The 18,643-nt window shown below is 24.6% G+C and carries 20 protein-coding genes and 1 tRNA gene; 13 read left to right on the top strand and 8 right to left on the bottom strand.

The genetic code is table 11. From position 1 onward, the window contains the following. Positions 1 to 5: 5 nt before the first annotated feature. Positions 6 to 776, bottom strand: a complete 771-nt coding sequence (locus tag H0H77_RS00535) for a 3'-5' exonuclease (RefSeq protein ID WP_185851667.1) — start codon at positions 774 to 776, stop codon at positions 6 to 8. Continuing rightward, positions 777 to 1,478 (bottom strand): CDP-alcohol phosphatidyltransferase family protein, encoded by a 702-nt coding sequence (locus H0H77_RS00530; protein ID WP_185851666.1) that lies wholly within the window; start codon positions 1,476 to 1,478, stop codon positions 777 to 779. A 78-nt stretch (positions 1,479 to 1,556) separates the two neighbouring features. Between H0H77_RS00530 and ybeY the strand changes: the two genes are divergently transcribed. Continuing rightward, positions 1,557 to 2,015: an rRNA maturation RNase YbeY gene (gene ybeY, locus H0H77_RS00525; protein WP_185851665.1), complete on the top strand. Its 459-nt coding sequence runs from the start codon at positions 1,557 to 1,559 to the stop codon at positions 2,013 to 2,015. Between the two features lie 10 nt (positions 2,016 to 2,025). Next, on the top strand, positions 2,026 to 3,900 hold the full coding sequence (gene mnmG, locus H0H77_RS00520; RefSeq protein ID WP_185851664.1) for a tRNA uridine-5-carboxymethylaminomethyl(34) synthesis enzyme MnmG: 1,875 nt from the start codon (positions 2,026 to 2,028) through the stop codon (positions 3,898 to 3,900). 2 nt (positions 3,901 to 3,902) lie between these two features. Here the strand turns inward: mnmG and H0H77_RS00515 are convergent, their stop codons facing one another. Continuing rightward, positions 3,903 to 4,229 (bottom strand): FtsB family cell division protein, encoded by a 327-nt coding sequence (locus H0H77_RS00515; RefSeq protein ID WP_185851663.1) that lies wholly within the window; start codon positions 4,227 to 4,229, stop codon positions 3,903 to 3,905. Positions 4,230 to 4,420: 191 nt separating this feature from the next. Here H0H77_RS00515 and fumC point away from each other — a divergent pair, with 191 nt between their 5' ends. Further along, positions 4,421 to 5,806 carry a class II fumarate hydratase gene (gene fumC, locus H0H77_RS00510; protein ID WP_185851662.1) on the top strand — a complete coding sequence of 462 codons (1,386 nt, stop codon included), beginning with the start codon at positions 4,421 to 4,423 and terminating at the stop codon, positions 5,804 to 5,806. A gap of 6 nt (positions 5,807 to 5,812) precedes the next feature. Here fumC and H0H77_RS00505 read toward each other — a convergent pair whose 3' ends face one another. Then, a complete protein-coding gene (locus H0H77_RS00505) occupies positions 5,813 to 6,592 on the bottom strand; it encodes a TatD family hydrolase (RefSeq protein WP_185851661.1) in 780 nt (259 codons plus the stop codon). A gap of 37 nt (positions 6,593 to 6,629) precedes the next feature. Between H0H77_RS00505 and fabD the strand changes: the two genes are divergently transcribed. The 4 genes from fabD to H0H77_RS00490 all read left to right on the top strand — a co-directional run bounded on the left by fabD (position 6,630) and on the right by H0H77_RS00490 (position 9,850). Continuing rightward, complete coding sequence (gene fabD, locus H0H77_RS00500) at positions 6,630 to 7,487, top strand: ACP S-malonyltransferase (RefSeq protein WP_185851660.1); 858 nt, start codon at positions 6,630 to 6,632, stop codon at positions 7,485 to 7,487. A gap of 11 nt (positions 7,488 to 7,498) precedes the next feature. Next, the gene (locus H0H77_RS00495; protein ID WP_238783805.1) at positions 7,499 to 8,167 is read left to right on the top strand and encodes a GYDIA family GHMP kinase; all 669 of its coding nucleotides are present in this window, start codon (positions 7,499 to 7,501) and stop codon (positions 8,165 to 8,167) included. A 44-nt stretch (positions 8,168 to 8,211) separates the two neighbouring features. Beyond that, positions 8,212 to 8,439 carry a hypothetical protein gene (locus H0H77_RS03070; protein WP_238783804.1) on the top strand — a complete coding sequence of 76 codons (228 nt, stop codon included), beginning with the start codon at positions 8,212 to 8,214 and terminating at the stop codon, positions 8,437 to 8,439. Positions 8,440 to 8,554: 115 nt separating this feature from the next. Beyond that, positions 8,555 to 9,850 carry a citrate synthase gene (locus H0H77_RS00490; RefSeq protein ID WP_185851659.1) on the top strand — a complete coding sequence of 432 codons (1,296 nt, stop codon included), beginning with the start codon at positions 8,555 to 8,557 and terminating at the stop codon, positions 9,848 to 9,850. A gap of 17 nt (positions 9,851 to 9,867) precedes the next feature. Here H0H77_RS00490 and H0H77_RS00485 read toward each other — a convergent pair. The 3 genes from H0H77_RS00485 to H0H77_RS00475 all read right to left on the bottom strand — a co-directional run bounded on the left by H0H77_RS00485 (position 9,868) and on the right by H0H77_RS00475 (position 10,913). Beyond that, a tRNA-Leu gene (locus H0H77_RS00485) sits at positions 9,868 to 9,950 on the bottom strand. Positions 9,951 to 10,236: 286 nt separating this feature from the next. Next, positions 10,237 to 10,383, bottom strand: a complete 147-nt coding sequence (locus H0H77_RS00480; protein ID WP_185851658.1) for a hypothetical protein — start codon at positions 10,381 to 10,383, stop codon at positions 10,237 to 10,239. Between the two features lie 236 nt (positions 10,384 to 10,619). Beyond that, positions 10,620 to 10,913 carry an HU family DNA-binding protein gene (locus tag H0H77_RS00475; protein ID WP_185851657.1) on the bottom strand — a complete coding sequence of 98 codons (294 nt, stop codon included), beginning with the start codon at positions 10,911 to 10,913 and terminating at the stop codon, positions 10,620 to 10,622. Positions 10,914 to 10,997: 84 nt separating this feature from the next. Between H0H77_RS00475 and H0H77_RS00470 the strand changes: the two genes are divergently transcribed. From H0H77_RS00470 to H0H77_RS00445, 6 genes are all read left to right on the top strand, one after another. Continuing rightward, positions 10,998 to 12,056, top strand: coding sequence for an A/G-specific adenine glycosylase (locus H0H77_RS00470; protein WP_185851656.1), 1,059 nt, complete (start codon positions 10,998 to 11,000; stop codon positions 12,054 to 12,056). Between the two features lie 87 nt (positions 12,057 to 12,143). Beyond that, a complete protein-coding gene (gene gldE / locus H0H77_RS00465; RefSeq protein ID WP_185851655.1) occupies positions 12,144 to 13,481 on the top strand; it encodes a gliding motility-associated protein GldE in 1,338 nt (445 codons plus the stop codon). A 159-nt stretch (positions 13,482 to 13,640) separates the two neighbouring features. Then, positions 13,641 to 14,165, top strand: a complete 525-nt coding sequence (locus H0H77_RS00460; protein WP_238783803.1) for a tetratricopeptide repeat protein — start codon at positions 13,641 to 13,643, stop codon at positions 14,163 to 14,165. A gap of 10 nt (positions 14,166 to 14,175) precedes the next feature. Then, positions 14,176 to 14,664, top strand: a complete 489-nt coding sequence (gene ribH, locus H0H77_RS00455; RefSeq protein WP_185851653.1) for a 6,7-dimethyl-8-ribityllumazine synthase — start codon at positions 14,176 to 14,178, stop codon at positions 14,662 to 14,664. Further along, positions 14,661 to 16,424, top strand: coding sequence for a DNA mismatch repair endonuclease MutL (gene mutL, locus H0H77_RS00450; RefSeq protein ID WP_185851652.1), 1,764 nt, complete (start codon positions 14,661 to 14,663; stop codon positions 16,422 to 16,424). The genes ribH and mutL overlap by 4 nt, the downstream gene beginning before the upstream one ends. Next, positions 16,425 to 17,138, top strand: coding sequence for a rhomboid family intramembrane serine protease (locus H0H77_RS00445; RefSeq protein WP_185851651.1), 714 nt, complete (start codon positions 16,425 to 16,427; stop codon positions 17,136 to 17,138). On the opposite strand, the gene lepB is transcribed toward H0H77_RS00445, so the two are convergent. Next, positions 17,073 to 18,638 carry a signal peptidase I gene (gene lepB / locus H0H77_RS00440; protein ID WP_238783802.1) on the bottom strand — a complete coding sequence of 522 codons (1,566 nt, stop codon included), beginning with the start codon at positions 18,636 to 18,638 and terminating at the stop codon, positions 17,073 to 17,075. The two genes, H0H77_RS00445 and lepB, sit on opposite strands and share 66 nt — an antisense overlap. Positions 18,639 to 18,643 lie beyond the last annotated feature (5 nt).

The raw sequence follows: 18,643 nt of genomic DNA, 5'->3' as shown, positions 1-18,643 counted from the left end.
AAGAATTATTTATTATTAAATTTCTTTAGTTTAACATTCGTTAATATTTTTTTAGTATATAGAGGAAAATCAGAATTTTGCATCCATCCATAATAATTAGGATCTTTATCAAAGATTTCGCAAACTTTTTCTCCTTTATATTTTCCGAAGTTAAATATTTCATTTCCTTCTTCATCTATTTTTATAAACCCTGCAAGATCTGCTATATTTTTTTGTTTTGAAAACTGATTTAAACTTTTGACGTCTTTTTTTAAGTCTTCATATTTTTCTAATTGTGCTAGTAGAATTTCATATGTAGCATATGTATCTGCTTTGGAACTATGAGCTTTCATTAAATTTTTTTTACAAAAATATTTATAAGCAGCAGAAAGAGTTCTAGGTTCCATTTTGTGAAAAATTACTTGAACATCTATTGTCTTATGTTTTTTTATATCAAAAGATATTCCTGCACGAAGCATTTCTTCAGCTAAAATTGGAATGTCGAATCTATTAGAATTATATCCTGCTAAATCCGAATTTTCAATCATATTAAAAATATGTATAGCTACATCTTTAAATGGGGATTTTCCTGAAACATCCTCATCTTTAATTCCGTGAATAGCTGTTGATTGTGGAGGTATCGGAATTCCAGGATAAATCAACCAAGTTTTATCTTCCTTCTCTCCATTTGGAAATATTTTTAATATAGATATTTCAATAATTCTATCTTTTCCAATGTTGATTCCTGTAGCTTCTATGTCAAAAAAACAAATAGGACGATGAAGTTGGAGTTTCATTTAGTGTGAATTTTTTCTATTCAACTTATTATAATAAATTGAAATTGAAGTTATAATATAAAAAATGATAATGCATGGTAAAGAAAACATGTGTAAAGTTAATAAAAGAAATATACTCATCAATAAAAATAAATAACGTATTTTATTTTTTTTCCAAGAAAATCCATCAAAGTAGAAAGAAAACATAGGAATTTTAGATATTAAAAAATAACAAGATAGAAAAACCATCATAAGTATTATAATAGGAGATAATAGAATGTGATCCTTTATCATAGATAAAGATGAAAAAAATAAGGTATTAATTGGAGTGGATAATCCATAATAATTTCTTTTTTTTTCATTTTTTTTAGAAAAAAAAATATTGAATTGAGCTAAACGCCATGCAGAAAATATGGAAATAAAAAAAGCACTCCATTCGATAAACGGTATTTTTTCATTTTTTAATAGAAAAAAAACTATCATAGATGGAACAATTCCAAAAGAAACCATATCGGCTAAAGAATCTAATTCTTTTCCAAATTCATTTTCTATATTTAGAAATCTAGAAAAAAATCCATCTAATAAATCAACAATTAATGAAAGCATAGTGAAAAAAGCGGAACATTCAAAATGTTTTGATTGTAAAAAAGTGAGCGAAATACATCCAAAAAATAAATTGAATAAAGTCAAAGTATTTGGAATTTTTTTGATTATTTTTTTCATTGAAAATAAAATTATTTATTTTTTTCATAAAAAATACAAAATCATTCATTATAATGATCATTATTATTTTATTTCATTATGATTAATTTCTTTTATGAGGTTTCTAATTTTTCTATTAAAAATGAATCTTTTTTTAGTAAAAAAATTTGCATGATATTAAAAAATGAAGGAAAATATGCTGGAAATATTAATTATATTTTTTGTGATGACAATTTTATTTTAAATATGAACAAAAAATATCTTAATAAAGATTATTATACAGATGTCATTTCTTTTAATCATTCTATGATACACAATAAGAAAAAAAAAAACAATAATTTTACAAAAACTTATTCTTCTATTTCAGGAGATATATTTATCAGTATAGATAGAATATTCTCTAACTCCAAACGATGGAATCAACTTTTTCAGGTAGAATTAAAACGAGTAATGATCCATGCTATATTACACTTTTTAGGATATGACGATCAAGATAAAATCAATAGAAAATTGATGAAAAAAAAAGAAGAGTTTTATTTAAATTTATTTCAATTTTGAAAAAAAAGTCATGTTTTTAAATACATATGATGTTATTGTTGTTGGAGGAGGACATGCTGGAGCAGAAGCAGCTTCTGCAGCATCTAATATGGGATCAAAAACTTTGCTGATTACAACCAATTTACAAACAATAGGTCAAATGTCATGTAATCCAGCTATAGGAGGAATAGCCAAAGGACAAATAATTAGAGAAATAGATGCTTTAGGTGGTTATTCAGGAATAATTACAGATTATAGTATGATACAATTTAGAATGTTAAATAAATCAAAAGGTCCTGCTATGTGGAGTCCTAGAGCACAATGTGATAGAAAATTATTTTCAGATAATTGGAGATTTTTTTTAGAAAAAAATACAAAGTTAGATCTATATCAAGAAACAGTTACATCTTTGGTGATAAAAAAAAATAAAATTGAAGGAATAATTACTTCTTTAGGTACAAAAATTAAGGGAAAATCAGTAATACTAACAAATGGGACATTTTTAAATGGGAAAATTTTTATTGGAAAAAAAAGAATTGATGGAGGAAGAATATCTGAACCAAAAGTTAAAGGAATCACGGAACAATTAATTAAAAATTTTGGATTAAAATATGGAAGAATGAAAACAGGAACTTCTCCAAGAGTAGATGGACGTTCTTTAAATTACAAAAAAATGGAATCTCAGAAAGGAGATATAAATCCAAAAAAATTCTCTTTTTATTATAAAACAAAAAAATTAAAAAAACAACGTGAATGTCATATTACTTATACAAATCAAGAAATACATAGTTTTATTAGTAATAATTTTAATGAATCTCCAATTTTTACAGGAAATATTAAAGGCGTAAGTCCTAGATATTGTCCTTCTATTGAAGAGAAAATTTATAGATTTTCTGATAAAAAAGAACATCAAATTTTTGTTGAACCAGAAGGATGGAAAACTGTAGAAGTCTATCTAAATGGTTTTTCCACTTCTTTACCAGAAAAGGTACAACATCAAGCTATAAAAAAAATTCCTGGATTTGAAAAAGTAAAAATGTTAAGACCTGGATATGCTATTGAATATGATTATTTTCCTCCTACTCAATTAAAACTTACTTTAGAAAGTAAATTGATTCATAATCTATTTTTTGCTGGACAAATTAATGGAACAACAGGATATGAAGAAGCGGCTGCTCAAGGACTAATTGCAGGAATTAACGCTCATCTAAAAATTAATAAAAAAAATCCTTTTTTTCTTAAAAGAAATGAAGCTTATATAGGTGTTTTAATAGATGATTTAACTATAAAAGGAACAGAAGAACCTTATAGAATGTTTACTTCAAGAGCTGAATATAGAATGTTGTTACGTCAAGATAATGCAGATGAAAGACTAACACATATGGGATATAAAATTGGATTAATTTCAGAAAAAAATATGAAAAAAATAGAGCAAAAAAAATACAAAATAGAAAAATGTATTTCTTTCTTTAAAAAAAATTATTTGAAACCAGACATTATCAATCCCATTTTAATTGATAAAAAGTCTCCAATTATTCATCATAAAAAAAAAATAGAAACAATTTTATCTCGTTCTGAAATAAACATACAAGACATTACGTTGATTCCTTTTTTAAAAAAGGAGATAGAAAAAAATGATTTTTCTAAAGAAATATTAGAGCAAGTTTCTATTCGTATTAAATATAGAGGATATATTGAAAGAGAAAAAGAAAATGCAAAAAAATTATTAAAACTTGAAAATATTCGTATTCCAAATAATTTTGATTACGAAAAGATCAGATCCATTTCTACAGAAGCTAAAGAGAAGCTCAATTATCATAGACCAGAGTCACTCTCTCAAGCATCTAGAATTAGCGGAATTACACCTTCAGATTTAAGCATATTGTTGATTTATATGGGACGATGATATCATTTTTTGTTTTTTATGACGAATAAATCTTCATTATCTTTTTTCATGTAAAATTTTTCTCTCGCTAATTTTTCCAAACATTTGTTATCTGTATTTAATTTTTTCAAAAAATTTTTTTCCAAAAAAATTCTTTTTTCTAAAAAATCTCTATCTAATATCATTTCTTTTATACTTCTATTTAATTCCCAATGTAATACTAAAGAATTTGTATCAAAAAAAGATATCCATATAAAAAAGAATAAACTAATCCAAAAATATTTGCTTTTCAATATTTTTTTATAGATTCTAATTTTTTTAGAATTTATTTTTTGTTTTTTTTTATCCATATTTTTTTTATGAAACTAGTGAATATGCTAATGATCCAATAAATACTAAAAAAAAATAAAAAAAAAATACACCAAAAACCAGATATCATTATGAAAATGAAAAATAAAAAACCTATAAATTTAATTATCATTATAAAAACTAAAAATTTAAATTATTTTAATTTATTAATTTCGTAAAAAAAAATAGGAAAATGACTTTTAGGACAGAAAAAGACACTTTAGGAAGCGTCCAAATCCCTATTGATAAATATTGGGGAGCTCAAACAGAAAGATCAAGAAACAATTTTAAAATAGGATTAGAGGGTTCTATGCCCATAGAAATTATTCATGCTTTTTCTATTTTAAAAAAAGCGGCAGCACACGCAAATTTTGAATTTGGAATTTTATCCAAAAAAAAAAGAGATTTAATTACTTTAGTGTGCGATGAAATTATAGAAGGAAAATTAAATGATCAATTTCCTTTAGTAATATGGCAAACAGGATCTGGAACGCATTCTAATATGAATGTCAATGAAGTTATTTCCAATAGATCTCATGTTTTAATGGGAGGAATTCTTGGAAAAGGAAGATCTTCAATCCATCCAAATGATGATGTCAACAAATCTCAATCATCTAACGACACTTATTCTACGGCAATGCATATAGCATGTTATAAAAAACTCATAGAAAAAACCATTCCTTCTATAAGAGAACTACGTAATTCTTTAGAAAAAAAATCCAATTCTTTTAAAAATGTGGTTAAAATAGGAAGAACTCATCTTATGGATGCTGTTCCTATAACTTTGGGACAAGAATTTTCAGGATATGTTTCTCAAATAGATCATGGATTAAATTCTATAAAAAAAACTTTAGAACATCTTTCCCAATTAGCTATTGGAGCTACTGCTGTAGGAACTGGACTAAATTCTCCTAAAGGATACGATTCTAAAGTTATAGAGTACATTTGTCAATATACTGGGATTCCATTTAAAATTGCGAATAATAAATTCGAAGCTTTAGCATCTCATGATGCTATTGTTGAATCTCATAATTCACTAAAACAGATCGCTGTTTCTTTAATTAAAATATCAAATGATATTCGTTTTTTAGCTTCTGGACCACGTTCTGGAATTGGAGAAATTTTTCTTCCTGAAAATGAACCTGGATCTTCCATTATGCCTGGAAAAATAAATCCGACACAGTGTGAAGCGCTTATTATGGTTTGTACACAAGTTATAGGACATGACGTTTCAATTTCAATAGCTGGATCTTCAGGAAATTATGAACTAAATGTTTATAAACCATTGATGGCATATAATTTTTTACAATCTGCACATCTTTTGTCAGATGCTTGTATTTCTTTTTCTAATTTTTGTGTAAAAGGAATTATGCCAAATTATAAGAGAATTAAAGAATTATTAGATAAATCTTTAATGCTCGTTACGGCCCTTAACCCTCATATTGGATATGAAAAATCAGCAAAAATTGCAAAATATGCATATAAAAACAATACGACATTGAAAGAAGAAGCTGTTAGATTGGGATATTTAACCATTGAAGAATTTGATAAATTAGTAAGACCAGAAAAAATGGTGTAAAAAAAATCATGAGAAAGAAAACATGAGATTTTCTACATTCAAATTAATAATTTGAGCGATTTTTTCTTCTGAAATAGAATAAATTTGAGATAATTTATTCAAAATTATTTTAAGATAAACAGGTTCATTTCTTTTTCCCCTAAAAGGATAAGGAGATAAATATGGAGAATCTGTTTCTAATACTATATTATCTAAACTTATTTTATGTAAAAATTGATTCATATAATTATTTTTAAAAGTAATCATTCCTCCAATTCCTAGTTTGATTCCAAAATCAATAATTTGTTTTGCTTGTTCTAATGTTCCAGAAAAACAATGAAAGATTCCCTTTAAATTGGAATCTTTTTCTTTTGATAAGATTTCAAAAACTTGATCAAAAGCTTTTCTACAATGAATAGATATAGGTTTTTTTTTCTTTTTTGCCCATTGCACTTGAGTTTGAAAAACGTATTTTTGTTCATGAAGATATTTATTTCCTAAATGCAAATCTATTCCTATTTCTCCCACAAAAAGAAATGAACGATGATTATTTAACCATTTTTCAATATTTTTCAATTCATATTCTAAATTTTCTGAATCTACTTCACTAGGATGCAATCCTATCATAGAAAAACATATATTAGGATATTTTTCTTCTAACTTTAATATTTTTGGAATTGTAGAAGTATTGATAGAAGGAAGATAAAATCTATTTATTCCACTATCTATTGCTCTTTTTATTACAAGATCTCTATCTACATCAAATTGATTCATATATAAATGTGTATGAGTATCGGTTATTTTCATGACATGTAGTAATTTTGTTTCTCAAATATCTCTACATATGAAAGCTTATATATTTCCTGGTCAGGGATCCCAATTTATAGGAATGGGAAAAGATTTATACAATACTTCTAGTTTAGCTAGAAAATTATTTCATTTATCAGATGATATTTTAGGATTTCAAATGACATGTATTATGTTCAACGGAACTATGGAAATTCTAAAAAAAACTAAGTACACACAATTGGCAATTTATATTTATTCAGTAATAAAAACAAAAATATTAAATAATTTTAATCCAGATATGGTAGCTGGACATTCTCTAGGAGAATTATCTGCTTTAACCTCTATTGATGTTTTTTCTTTTGAAGAAGGATTGAGATTAGTATCTCAAAGAGCATTAGCAATGCAAGAAATATGTGAATCTGTACATGGAGGAATGGCGGCTATTTTTGGATTAGAAGATAATGTTATAGAAAAAATTTGTAAGAGAGATAATGGAATTATAGTTCCTGCTAATTACAATTATCCAGGACAATTAGTTATTTCTGGAGAATACGATTCTTTAAAAAGAGTTTGTTCTTTTTTTAAAAAAATAGGAGGAAAAATTTTGATGCTCCCTGTTCATGGAGCTTTTCATTCTCCTATCATGGAACCCGCTAGAAAAAAGTTCTCTAAGTTTATAGAAACCATTTCATTTAAAGATTCCAAATGTCCTATCTATCAAAATGTAAATGCTCAACCAGTTAAAAAATCCAGTAATATCAAAAAAAACCTTATCCAACAATTGACTTCTCCAGTGAAATGGAAACAGTCCATAGAAAATATGAAAAATCATGGGGCTATTTCATTTATAGATGTAGGACCTGGCCATCTTTTACAAAAGATAAACAAAAAAATAATTAATTCAATATTATAATTTTTTATAGGATGATTCCTAAATTTCAATACAAAAAATTTTTTTATAGCCATGGAAAACTTTTGTTAACAGGAGAATATTTAATTTTATATGGAGCTTATGGATTAGCTTTTCCTACAGTGAAAGGACAATCACTTTCTATTTATTACGGAGATAAAGGATCTGTGTTACGATGGAAAAGTTTAAATGAAATCAATAAACCTTGGTTTGAATGTGTTTTTATTCTTCCTTCTTTAGAAATTTGTTATGAGACAGAAAAAAAAACAGCTTTAAAATTAAGAAATTTATTATTAGAATATAGAAAACTTCAAAAGAAATTTCTGAAAAATTCGGAAAATAAAATATTTGTAAAAACAAAATTAGAATTTCCAATAAATTGGGGGCTAGGAAGTAGTTCTACTTTGATAAGTAATATTTCAAAATGGGCAAAAGTCAACCCTTATGTATTACTAGAAAAAAATTTCTTAATGGGAAGTGGATATGATATTGCTTGTGGATTTTACAAAAAACCAATTTTTTACAAATTAAAAAAAAACAAAAAACCTCATATTATTCCTATAGATTTTAATCCCACATTCAAAGAAAAACTTTTTTTTCTACATCTTAATAAAAAACAAAATACTTGCGATGGAATAAGATTTTTTCTATCAAAAAAAAAAATATTTCCAGAAAAAAAATAAATTCTATTTCCTTCATTACTCAAAAAATTCCTTTTTGTAAAACTTTGAAAGAATTTGAAGATTTATTAATTCAACATGAAATGATTATAGCAAAAACACTGAATATTCCTACTGTAAAAGAAATATATTTTCCAGATTATTTAGGAGTCGTAAAAAGTTTAGGAACTTGGGGAGGGGATTTTGTTTTAGTAAGTTATAGAGAAGGTATGAAAAAATACTTTTCAAAAAAAGGATATCATACTCTTCTTTCATTTGATGAAATGATTTTCTGATTCATATTAGGGATGAGTATTATTATTCAATGATTTTTATTCAATATATTTATATTTCTTTATTAGTTTTAGTTATTATTATTCTTAATGATTCAAAATTAAAAATTTATTTATTATGTGCTTCAGCAATATTGTTAATTTTGATATTAATGGATGTAATTATAAATTACCAGTAGTATATGGTACTTATTGTTATGAAAAAGCTATTAATATTTCTCAACTTAGAGAAAATACAGGGTTCATTACCTTTGATCCAGGATTTAAAAATACAGGGATTACTAAAAGCTCTATTAGTTTTATAGACGGAGAAAAAGGAGAGCTTTTATACAGAGGATATCCTATAGAACAAATTATTAATAAATGTTCGTTTATAGAAACAAGTTACCTTCTTTTAAATGGAGAGCTCCCTAATACGGGACAACTAAAATCCTTCTCTAAAAGAATAGAAGAATTTAATTCAATTAGTAAAGAAATTTATAAAATATTTGATAAAATTCCTGCATTTTATCATCCTATGGGAATTTTATCTTCTTTAACATGTATTCTTACTGCATTTACAGATTCTTCTACTATTCAAGAAGAAAAAGATATATATTTTCATCTTCTAGCTAAACTTCCTATATTAGCAGCTTTAACTTACAGAAAAAAGGTAGGCCTTCCTATTCATTATGTAGATGTAGAAAAAACAACAAATAATAACAATAACCTAGATTATAATTATACTTATAATCTTTTAAAAATGTTTTTTTCTGTTCCTAAAAAATCTTATCAAATAAACCCAGTTATTCCAGATGCTTTGGAGAAGCTTTTAATCTTACATGCAGACCATGAACAAAATTGTTCTACAACAACAGTGCGTTTGTTAAGTTCTGTTCATGCTAACCTTCTTTCATCTGTCTCTGCAGGAATTAGTGCTCTTTGGGGAAGATTACATGGTGGAGCAAATCAAGCTGTAATTGAAATGTTAGAAAACATTTTAAATAGTGGTGGAAATATAAAAAAATGGATAGAAAAAGCAAAAGATAAAAAAGATCCATTTCGATTAATGGGTTTTGGACATAGAATTTATAAAAATTTTGATCCTAGAGCTAAAATAGTAAAAAAAGTAGCTGAAAATGTTATTCAGAAATTAGGAATTTCTGATCCTATTTTGGAATTAGCAAAAGAACTTGAAGAAATAGTTCTGAAAGAACCATATTTTATGGAAAAAAAACTTTATCCAAATATAGATTTTTATTCTGGAATTATTTATCAAGCTATGGGAATTCCAAAAGACATGTTTACAGTTATGTTTGCTTTGGGAAGATTGCCTGGATGGATGGCTCATTGGAAAGAAATGAGATTAAATAGAGAACCTATAGGAAGACCTAGACAAATTTATATAGGATATAAAAAAAGAAATATTCACTGAAATTTTTTTTGTGTTTGTGCGGGCGAAGGGATTCGAACCCTTATGCCGAATAGGCATCAGATTCTAAGTCTGACGTGTCTACCAATTTCACCACGCCCACATTCATATTTTTTTTTTATAAATATGAAAAATTTAAAATGAGGAATATACAATTTATTTGAGTTTTTTTATATTCAGAACTTGAAATTCTGTCCCTTTTTAGGAATCTTTCCTTTAAAGAAAATAAGGAATGAATTTCTTGACAAAAGAAAATTTTTTTTTTTCTTTTGAGTTTTTTCTTTTATGAAAAGAGGTTATTGAGTTTTTTTTAATGACCAATATCTATTATCTACTACCTACTATATAACTATTATAATAGTAGCATTTAATTCATCTAAAATTAGACTCTACAGAGAACTCTCCTCCCATAGAGAACTCATTATTTTTATTTTTAAAACTTCTCTATCTGAAATTAGAGCAACTTTCCCTCTTTTAAAAAAAACTATTTTTAGTTTTTGTTCTTCTTTAGCATTTAGAATCAATTTTTTACTCATATTTTAATATTATAAAAACAAGGAAAAAAAAAAGTTTTAGAAATTACAATAGATTAAATTAAAATTTTTATTCATTTTTTTTTATGCCTATTTTTTCTATTTCTTTTTTTTCTTTTATGGGTAGCAATTTTACGTCTTTTTCTTTTTTTTCCGTTTGGCATAATTTTTAACAATCGTTGTTGATCGATCTTACAAAAGAGACACTCCACTAAAACACAACACTACGTATGAGTTAATTATTTTTTAATAGGAACATTTTTTTTGACTAACTCAGTAAATGATTTCGCAGGTTTAAATGCTGGGATATTATGCGCAGGAATTACAATAGACATATCCTTTGATATATGTCTTCCAAGTTTTTTCGCTCGATGTTTAATAATAAATGATCCAAATCCTCTTAAGTAAACATTTTCTCCTGATTTCAGACTTTGTTTTATTTTTTTCATAAATGTTTCTATCACCTTTTGCGTGTCAATTCTCTCAGATCCAGTTTCTGATATGATTTCTGTTATTATATCTGCTTTTGTCATGTTTAATCATTATATATCGAATAACAAAATTAGGTTTTCTAAATATACCAATTTTTTATAAAATTGCTTTAAATTTTAATAGATATGTATTTTTCTGAAAAAATAATCAATTGGTATAAAAAAAATGGAAGAAAACTTCCTTGGAGAGAAACTAAAAACCCATATTATATATTAGTTTCAGAATTTATGTTACAACAAACAAAAGTTTCATTAAAAACTATTAAATGTTATTTAAACTTTATAAAAAAATTTCCAAATTTAAAAAAACTTGCTCAAGCTGAAGAAAAAGATGTATTAAAAGAGTGGGAAGGGTTAGGATATTATACAAGAGCTATTCATCTTCATTTTTTTGCGAAAAAATTAAAAAATAAGCCAATTGATTTTTTTCCGAAGAAATACAAAGATTTAATCCAATATAAAGGAATTGGTCCATATACTGGTGCGGCTATAGCATCTATATGTTTTAATGAAGTTATCCCTGCTATTGATGGAAACGCTTATAGAGTTTTTTCTAGATATATAGGAATTTATCATGACATTACATTATCTGTTTCAAACAATAAATTTCGAATTTATATTTCAAAAATGATAGATCATAATTTTCCAGGTCTTTTTAATCAAGCCATTATGGATTTAGGTTCTATTTTATGTACACCAAAAAAAGCGAAATGCTTTTTATGTCCAGTAAAACGTTCCTGTTTTTCATTTAAAAATGGAACTGTATATAAATTTCCTGTTAAAAACAATAGAAAAAAAAAACCTATTCTAGGGAGATTTTTCTATTACATTTTTATATGTAACTATCATAAAAAACTTTGTCTTAATAAGAGGTTGTCAAAAGACATATGGAAAGGTCTTTATGATTTCCCTTTAATAGAATCTAAGAAAAAACTAACGGAGAATGAAATCAGAGAAAACGTTTGGAAAAAATTTCAACTCATTTATAATAATGTTATTTATCAAATAAGACATAAACTAACTCATCAGATCTTATCAATTCAATTTTTAAATTGTGAAATAACACAAAATTTTTCTAAGAATATATTCTTAGAAAAATTTATTTTTATTCCATATGGAAAAATTTGTGAATATCCTTTTCCTAGTCCTATTCTCTTGTTTTTAAAACATGAAAAAATGATTTAGTTTTTTTTTTATCTTTGATTGGGTAGATAAGAATCTATTTTTTTTAGATAATTTTTTTAGAAAAAATAAAAATTTAATCTCTTGGAATTGGAAAAAGAATCTTCGACGAATATTTTTTTAGAATTAGAAAATACTTTTTTATATATTCAAATAATTATTTATTTTGTATTAATAATAATATTGTTATTCTTCTCTGCACTAATTTCTGGATCAGAAACGGCTTTTTTTTGTTTAGAAAAAAAAACTCTTGATAAAGAAAGTAAAAAAAATCCTTCTATAGGAAATAGAATTTCAAGGATTCTTAAAAACAAAAAAAAACTTTTAGCTACTATATTAATTTCCAATAATTTTTCAAATATTGGAATTGTTTTGCTAAGTTCTTATTTAATTACGATTTTTTTTCAAGATAGATATATTTTCATAAATAAAATTTCTATTCCCATTAACTTTCTTTTAGAAGTAGGGGTTCTTACTTTTTTTTTACTTCTGTTTGGAGAAATAATTCCAAAAATATATGCTAGTAAAAACAATTTTCGTTTTGCTCTTTTTATGTCTAAACCATTACTTTTTTTAAGTAATTTATTGAACCCTATTAGTCAAACTATGATTCTAATTTCTAGATTTATAGATAAAAAAATAAGTAAAAAAAAGAATATGATTTCTGTTGATCAACTTTCAAAAGCATTAAAGATCGCATCTTCAAATAAAAAAAATATTCAAGAATGTCAATTTTTACAAAGAATTGTTGATTTTGGAAATACAGAAACACATCAAATTATGACTCCAAGAATAGATGTGTTTGCTTTAAATAAAAAAACATTTTTTTCTAATGTATTAGAATTAGTTCGTCATCAAGGATATTCTCGTATTCCTGTTTATAAAGAGAATATTGATGATATAGAAGGAGTTCTTTTTGCTAAGGATCTTCTTCCATTTATTCATGAAAAAAAATTTGAATGGACAAAATTAATTCATTCTCCCTTTTTTGTTCCGGAAAATAAAAAAATAGATGATCTTTTAAATGATTTTAAAAAAAAAAAGATACATCTTGCTATTGTAGTAGATGAATATGGAGGAACTTGCGGAATAGTGACTCTTGAAGATGTTATTGAGGAAATTGTAGGAGATATTGTTGATGAATTTGATGAAGAGAATATGTCTTATTCTAAGTTAAATCAAAATAATTATTTATTTGATGGAAAAACTTCTCTAATCAATTTTTATAGAATTATGGGAATAGAAGAAGAAGGAATTTTTGAAAAAGAAAAAGGAGATGCAGATACTTTAGGAGGTTTTCTAATAGAAATTAATAAAGAATTTCCAAAACAAAAACAAAGAATAAATTTTTTAAATTATTCTTTTATTATAAAAAGTATAGATAATAAAAGAATAAAAAGTATAGAAGTTTTAAGAAAAAAAAACTAAATTCATTTGTTTTTTTTTGTTCAAAAAAAAATTCAACTGTGAATCATTATGTTTCTAACTTTTTATAGAATTGATAGAAAAAAAATTAGAATTTTTTTTTATAGTTTCATTCTCTTAGTCGGAATATACTTTTTTTACAAAAAGTTTTTTTTATATCCTTTGGAAGAAGAAAAAGCATTAAAGGAATTAACTTATGCTCAACAATCCCTTTCACAAGGATTTATAAGCAAAGCTTTAAATGATAAAAAAACTAAAATCAATTATTTAGGATTTTATGGAATTGTGAAAGAATATCCTTTTACTAAAGCAGGAAATATTTCTAAATTTTATGCAGGAATTTGTTATTATAAATTAGGAAATTATAAAGAATCTATAAATATGATGAAAAATTTTTCGTCTAAAGATGAAATTTTATATGCTATAAAATACGGAATAATAGGCGATGCTTTTTCACAAATTAGGAACAAAAACGAAGCTTTAAAAAATTATGTTCAAGCAGCCATAATAAGAGAAAATGAAATCACTACTCCTCTTTATTATTACAAAGCAGCTTTAATTGCTTTTTCCATGAAAAAATATAAATATTCTCAATTCCTTCTAAAAAAAATAGAAAAAAAATATCCTTTTTTTTTGTACAAGGAGACCGTGTCCAAATACCTTATGTTCATTGAAAATAAATTATAAAATTTTCTATATGAAAAAAAATCCTATATACCAATATAAGTATGAAAAAATAAAAAATAAAGATTTAAAATTTGCAATTATTGTTTCACAGTGGAATCATGATATTACTAAAAACTTATATAAAGGAGCTTATGAAACTTTAATTCAATCAGGAATATTAAAAGAAAAAATAAAACTTTGGAAAGTTCCTGGAAGTTATGAACTTATTTATTCTGCTAAAAAAATAGCTCATTGTTATGATTTTGATTCCATTATTGTAATAGGATCTATAATAGAAGGAGAAACTCCTCATTTTAAGTATCTTTGTCAAGCAGTTTCACAAGGAATAAAAGATATAAATATACAATTTGACATTCCAGTTATATTTTGTGTTCTTAACGATAAGAATAAACAACAATCTTTTGATAGATCAGGAGGAAAAAATGGAAATAAAGGAATAGAATGTGCAAAAACAGCTATAGATATGGCCATCTTTAAAAAAAATTTATCCAATAAATGAAGAATATTATTCAATATTTACCTAAAAATGTTGTTAATCAAATTGCTGCTGGAGAAGTTATAGAACGTCCTTCTTCTGTATTAAAAGAACTTTTAGAAAATGCAATAGATGCAAAAGCTAAAATCATTGATATTTTTATAAAAGATTCAGGAAAAACGTTAATACAATTAATAGATGATGGAGAAGGAATGAGTTTTCATGACGCTAAAATGAGTTTTCAAAGATATTCTACTTCAAAAATAAAAACAAATGATGATCTTTTTAAAATCAAAACAAAAGGATTTAGAGGAGAAGCTTTAGCTTCTATCGCTTTTATTTCTCAGTTAGAAATACAAACAAAGAATAAAGAAAATGTTGTTGGAATTCATCTTTTTGTAGAAGATGAAAAAATAAAAAAACAAACTTCTATAAATATGCTTCAGGGAACAAGAATTTCAGTCAAAAATATTTTTTACAAATTTCCAGCAAGAAGACGTTTTTTAAAATCTTCTAGAATAGAATTTCAACATATTCTCAATGAATTTTATAAAATAGTTCTAGCACATAGAAATATTCTCTATAGATTTTATCACAATGATAAAATTATTTTTTATTTTAAAAAAGCTTCTTTAAAAGAAAGAATAAAAGAAATTTTTAATAATGAGAAAAGATTCATTCCTATTTTAATCAAAGAAAATAGAGTTTTGATAGAGGGATTTATTAGTATTCCAGATTTTTCAGAAAAAAAAGGAGATCAATTCTTATTTGTGAATCAACGTTGCATAACAAATACACTATTGCATAAAAATATTATTCATTCTTATGATGGAATCATAAAAAATTTAAAGACAATTTCTTATTTTATTTTCATTCATATAGATCCTTGTTTAGTTAATTGGAATATACATCCATCAAAAAAAGAAGTAAAGTTTGAAGAAGAAAATATGATTTTGAATATTATTCAACAGGAAATAAAAAACATTTTATGCAGTAGTAGTCAACATAAAATAAAAAAAGATGAACTATATGATTCAAATTTATTATTATCCTGTAATTTAAATAAAAATAATTCTTTTTTAAATCATTATAATTCTTGTTTTGAAGATCTTTCAGAAAAAGAAAAAATAATTCAATTAGAAAATTGGTTTCATAATATGAAAGAATCGGATTTTTTTCTTTTTAAAAAAGATGTTCATTTTACAAATGAATTATCTAGTTATGTACTAACTGAAAAAAATATAAAAACTTTTCAAATAAATAGAAAATATATTATGTTTCCATTAAACAATGATTATTTCATATTAGTCGATCAACATAGAGCTCATCAAAATATTTTATTTGAATTTTTTTTAGAAAATTTAGAAAAAAAATTGATTAGTCAACAGTTTCTCTTTCCAATTGAAATAAAACTTCTAAGAAATGAATTAATTTCATTAATTAATGTTCAATATGACTTAATAGAAATAGGATTTCATTTATATTTTTGTAATAAATCAGTATATTTATATTCTCTTCCTGAAAAAATCCATCAGAATATGTTAATTGATATTTTTAAAAACATTTTAACCTACAATTTTGTTAGAGGAGAAAAAAATAAAAAAACACTTATTAAATCTATATCTAAATCTGCTGCCGTAAGATACGGGAAAAAATTAAATTCAGGTAACATGGAATGTTTAATACGAGATTTATTTTTTTGTAAAAATCCAAATTATACATATTCAGGATTTCCTGTTTTTTTTGTTTTAAAAAACAACTTTTTTAAAAAAACAACTTTGTAAGTGAATTTTTATTATATATCCAATTTTTCAGATGCTGTAAAACATTTAATTAGTATTAATATTCTTGTATATACAGCTATCTTTGTTTTTTCACAATATAAAATAGAAAGCATTTTTTCTTTGTATCATCCTTTAGATGACAGATTCGAATTTTATCAAATTATTACTCACATGTTTGTTCATTCCAAACGTTTCTTTTTACATATTATTTTTAATATGTTAGCTTTATTCATGTTTGGAGGACAAATAGAAACTTTATTGGGAATCAAAAAATTTATGATAATATATTTTCTATCAGGAGTATTTGCCGCATTATTTCAACTCATTTTTAATACGAGCGTTATGTATTATCTTGTTCATTCACTTGATTTTACTCAAGCAAAAAAAATATTTTATTATTTGGACGATGATCAGAAAATAAATCTTTATACATCTATGTATTCTCCTATGATGGGATCCTCTGGAGCTGTCAGTGGAATAGTAGGAGCATTTGCTAGATTTTTTCCAGAACATAAAATTTTTATTTTACCATTTCCTTTACCAATTGCTGTAAGAAAAGCTCTTTTAATATTTATTTTTGGAAGTTTTATTTCTGCAATTTTTAATTTAGCACCTGGAGTTGCGCATTTTGCTCATATCGGAGGAATATTATCTGGTTATTTTATAGGAAGTTTTTTTTCTTTTATAGAGAGAAAAAAAAGAATGGGAAAGTAAATAAAATACATATATAGTTATAAATACAAAAAAATAGAATAAATAAGAATTTTTTCCATCTATAGTTGTCATAATACGATTCCATCGTAATTTCCAATTAAAAATATTTAAAGGATTTTTTTGATTCCAATCAATACTCATCCATATAAATATAGGTTTTCCTACTATATGATCTTCTGGAACAAAACCCCAATAACGAGAATCAAAAGAATTATGTCTGTTATCTCCCATCATAAAATAATAATTCTTTTTTACTTTATAAGTGTAAGAAAAATTCTTTTTTTTAAGAAGTAATTTTAAATTACTTTTTTTTCTCTCATTTTTTTCTGAGACGATAATGTCATAATAGATATGAATATTTTTTGAATCTAATTTTAAAATATCTCCTTTTTTGGGAATATATAAGGGACCAAAAAAATCTCTATTCCAACCAAAATGATAATTATTTGGAAAGATAAAATCTTCTCGAAAATGATCTGGTAAAATATATTTTTGAATAAGAACTATATTATCAAATATATTTTTTAGTTGAGAAACTTGTTTTTCTGTTAACAGAATTTGATAGAAGTATTCTTCATTTTTTACCCCTATAATTTCAACATTTTTAATATCCATCTTTTCTTTAAGAAATTCTATATTTAATGGTGTATTTTTTGTTTTTATAAAATATATTTGTTGCTTTTCTAAAACATTTTTTTTAGAATAATAAGATTCTTCTTGTTTATGGTTCACAAATAATATTCCATGTTTTATAGAAATAATATCTCCTGGTAAACCGATACAACGTTTAACATAATTGTCTTTCTTATCTATTATTTTATGATTTAAATCTTTAGGAAAATTAAAAACAACAAGATCATTTCTTTTTACAGAAGATTTCATAGGATAAAACCTAAAATAAGGCCATTGAAAAAAAGAAATATAAGATTTTATATTTTCTCCAAAAATAGTATTATGAGTAAATGGAATAGATATAGGAGTGATAGGCATTCGTAATCCATAATGAATTTTACTTACCAATATAAAATCCCCAACTAACAAAGTTCTTTCCATTGAAGAAGTAGGAATGACAAAAGGTTGAACTATATAAGTATGTATAAGAAAAGAAAAAACTATAGGAAATAAAATTCCTGTATTTTTTTCTTTTTTCAATTTACTTATTTTGAATAATTCAATGTTTTTGGAATAATTAACATAGTATAGATATACTCCCAAAGATAATAATAATAAAAAAATATATTTCTCTTTTCCAAAAGAACGAAGTAAATCCATCCATAAAAGCACAAAAAGAATAATACTTGTTAATGGAATAAACAAAAGAAATATCCAACAAATAGATCTATTAAAAATTTTTAAAATAAGAACAATATTATATATAGGAATCGCTAATTTCCAATATGGAATTCCTAATTTTTTGAAAAGCCTCCATGTCCCTAAAACATGTATAATATGTTCAAATAACAAAAAAAGTAAACTATAAACAAGATAGTGACACAACATAACAT

Origin of the sequence: Blattabacterium cuenoti, from assembly GCF_014251255.1 — a bacterium.
Taxonomy (GTDB): domain Bacteria; phylum Bacteroidota; class Bacteroidia; order Flavobacteriales; family Blattabacteriaceae; genus Blattabacterium; species Blattabacterium cuenoti_W.
The sequence above is the reverse complement of the archived record's forward strand: the minus strand, read 5'-3'. Positions and strand labels throughout refer to the sequence as shown.

Bases quoted from the DNA above. Each gene is read 5' to 3' on its own strand.
- H0H77_RS00535 (WP_185851667.1), bottom strand. From the start codon at position 776: ATGAAACTCCAACTTCATCGTCCTATTTGTTTTTTTGACATAGAAGCT.
- H0H77_RS00530 (WP_185851666.1), bottom strand. From the start codon at position 1,478: ATGAAAAAAATAATCAAAAAAATTCCAAATACTTTGACTTTATTCAAT.
- ybeY (WP_185851665.1), top strand. From the start codon at position 1,557: ATGATTAATTTCTTTTATGAGGTTTCTAATTTTTCTATTAAAAATGAA.
- mnmG (WP_185851664.1), top strand. From the start codon at position 2,026: ATGTTTTTAAATACATATGATGTTATTGTTGTTGGAGGAGGACATGCT.
- H0H77_RS00515 (WP_185851663.1), bottom strand. From the start codon at position 4,229: ATGGATAAAAAAAAACAAAAAATAAATTCTAAAAAAATTAGAATCTAT.
- fumC (WP_185851662.1), top strand. From the start codon at position 4,421: ATGACTTTTAGGACAGAAAAAGACACTTTAGGAAGCGTCCAAATCCCT.
- H0H77_RS00505 (WP_185851661.1), bottom strand. From the start codon at position 6,592: ATGAAAATAACCGATACTCATACACATTTATATATGAATCAATTTGAT.
- fabD (WP_185851660.1), top strand. From the start codon at position 6,630: ATGAAAGCTTATATATTTCCTGGTCAGGGATCCCAATTTATAGGAATG.
- H0H77_RS00495 (WP_238783805.1), top strand. From the start codon at position 7,499: ATGATTCCTAAATTTCAATACAAAAAATTTTTTTATAGCCATGGAAAA.
- H0H77_RS00490 (WP_185851659.1), top strand. From the start codon at position 8,555: ATGTGCTTCAGCAATATTGTTAATTTTGATATTAATGGATGTAATTAT.
- H0H77_RS00480 (WP_185851658.1), bottom strand. From the start codon at position 10,383: ATGAGTAAAAAATTGATTCTAAATGCTAAAGAAGAACAAAAACTAAAA.
- H0H77_RS00475 (WP_185851657.1), bottom strand. From the start codon at position 10,913: ATGACAAAAGCAGATATAATAACAGAAATCATATCAGAAACTGGATCT.
- H0H77_RS00470 (WP_185851656.1), top strand. From the start codon at position 10,998: ATGTATTTTTCTGAAAAAATAATCAATTGGTATAAAAAAAATGGAAGA.
- ribH (WP_185851653.1), top strand. From the start codon at position 14,176: ATGAAAAAAAATCCTATATACCAATATAAGTATGAAAAAATAAAAAAT.
- mutL (WP_185851652.1), top strand. From the start codon at position 14,661: ATGAAGAATATTATTCAATATTTACCTAAAAATGTTGTTAATCAAATT.
- lepB (WP_238783802.1), bottom strand. From the start codon at position 18,638: ATGTTGTGTCACTATCTTGTTTATAGTTTACTTTTTTTGTTATTTGAA.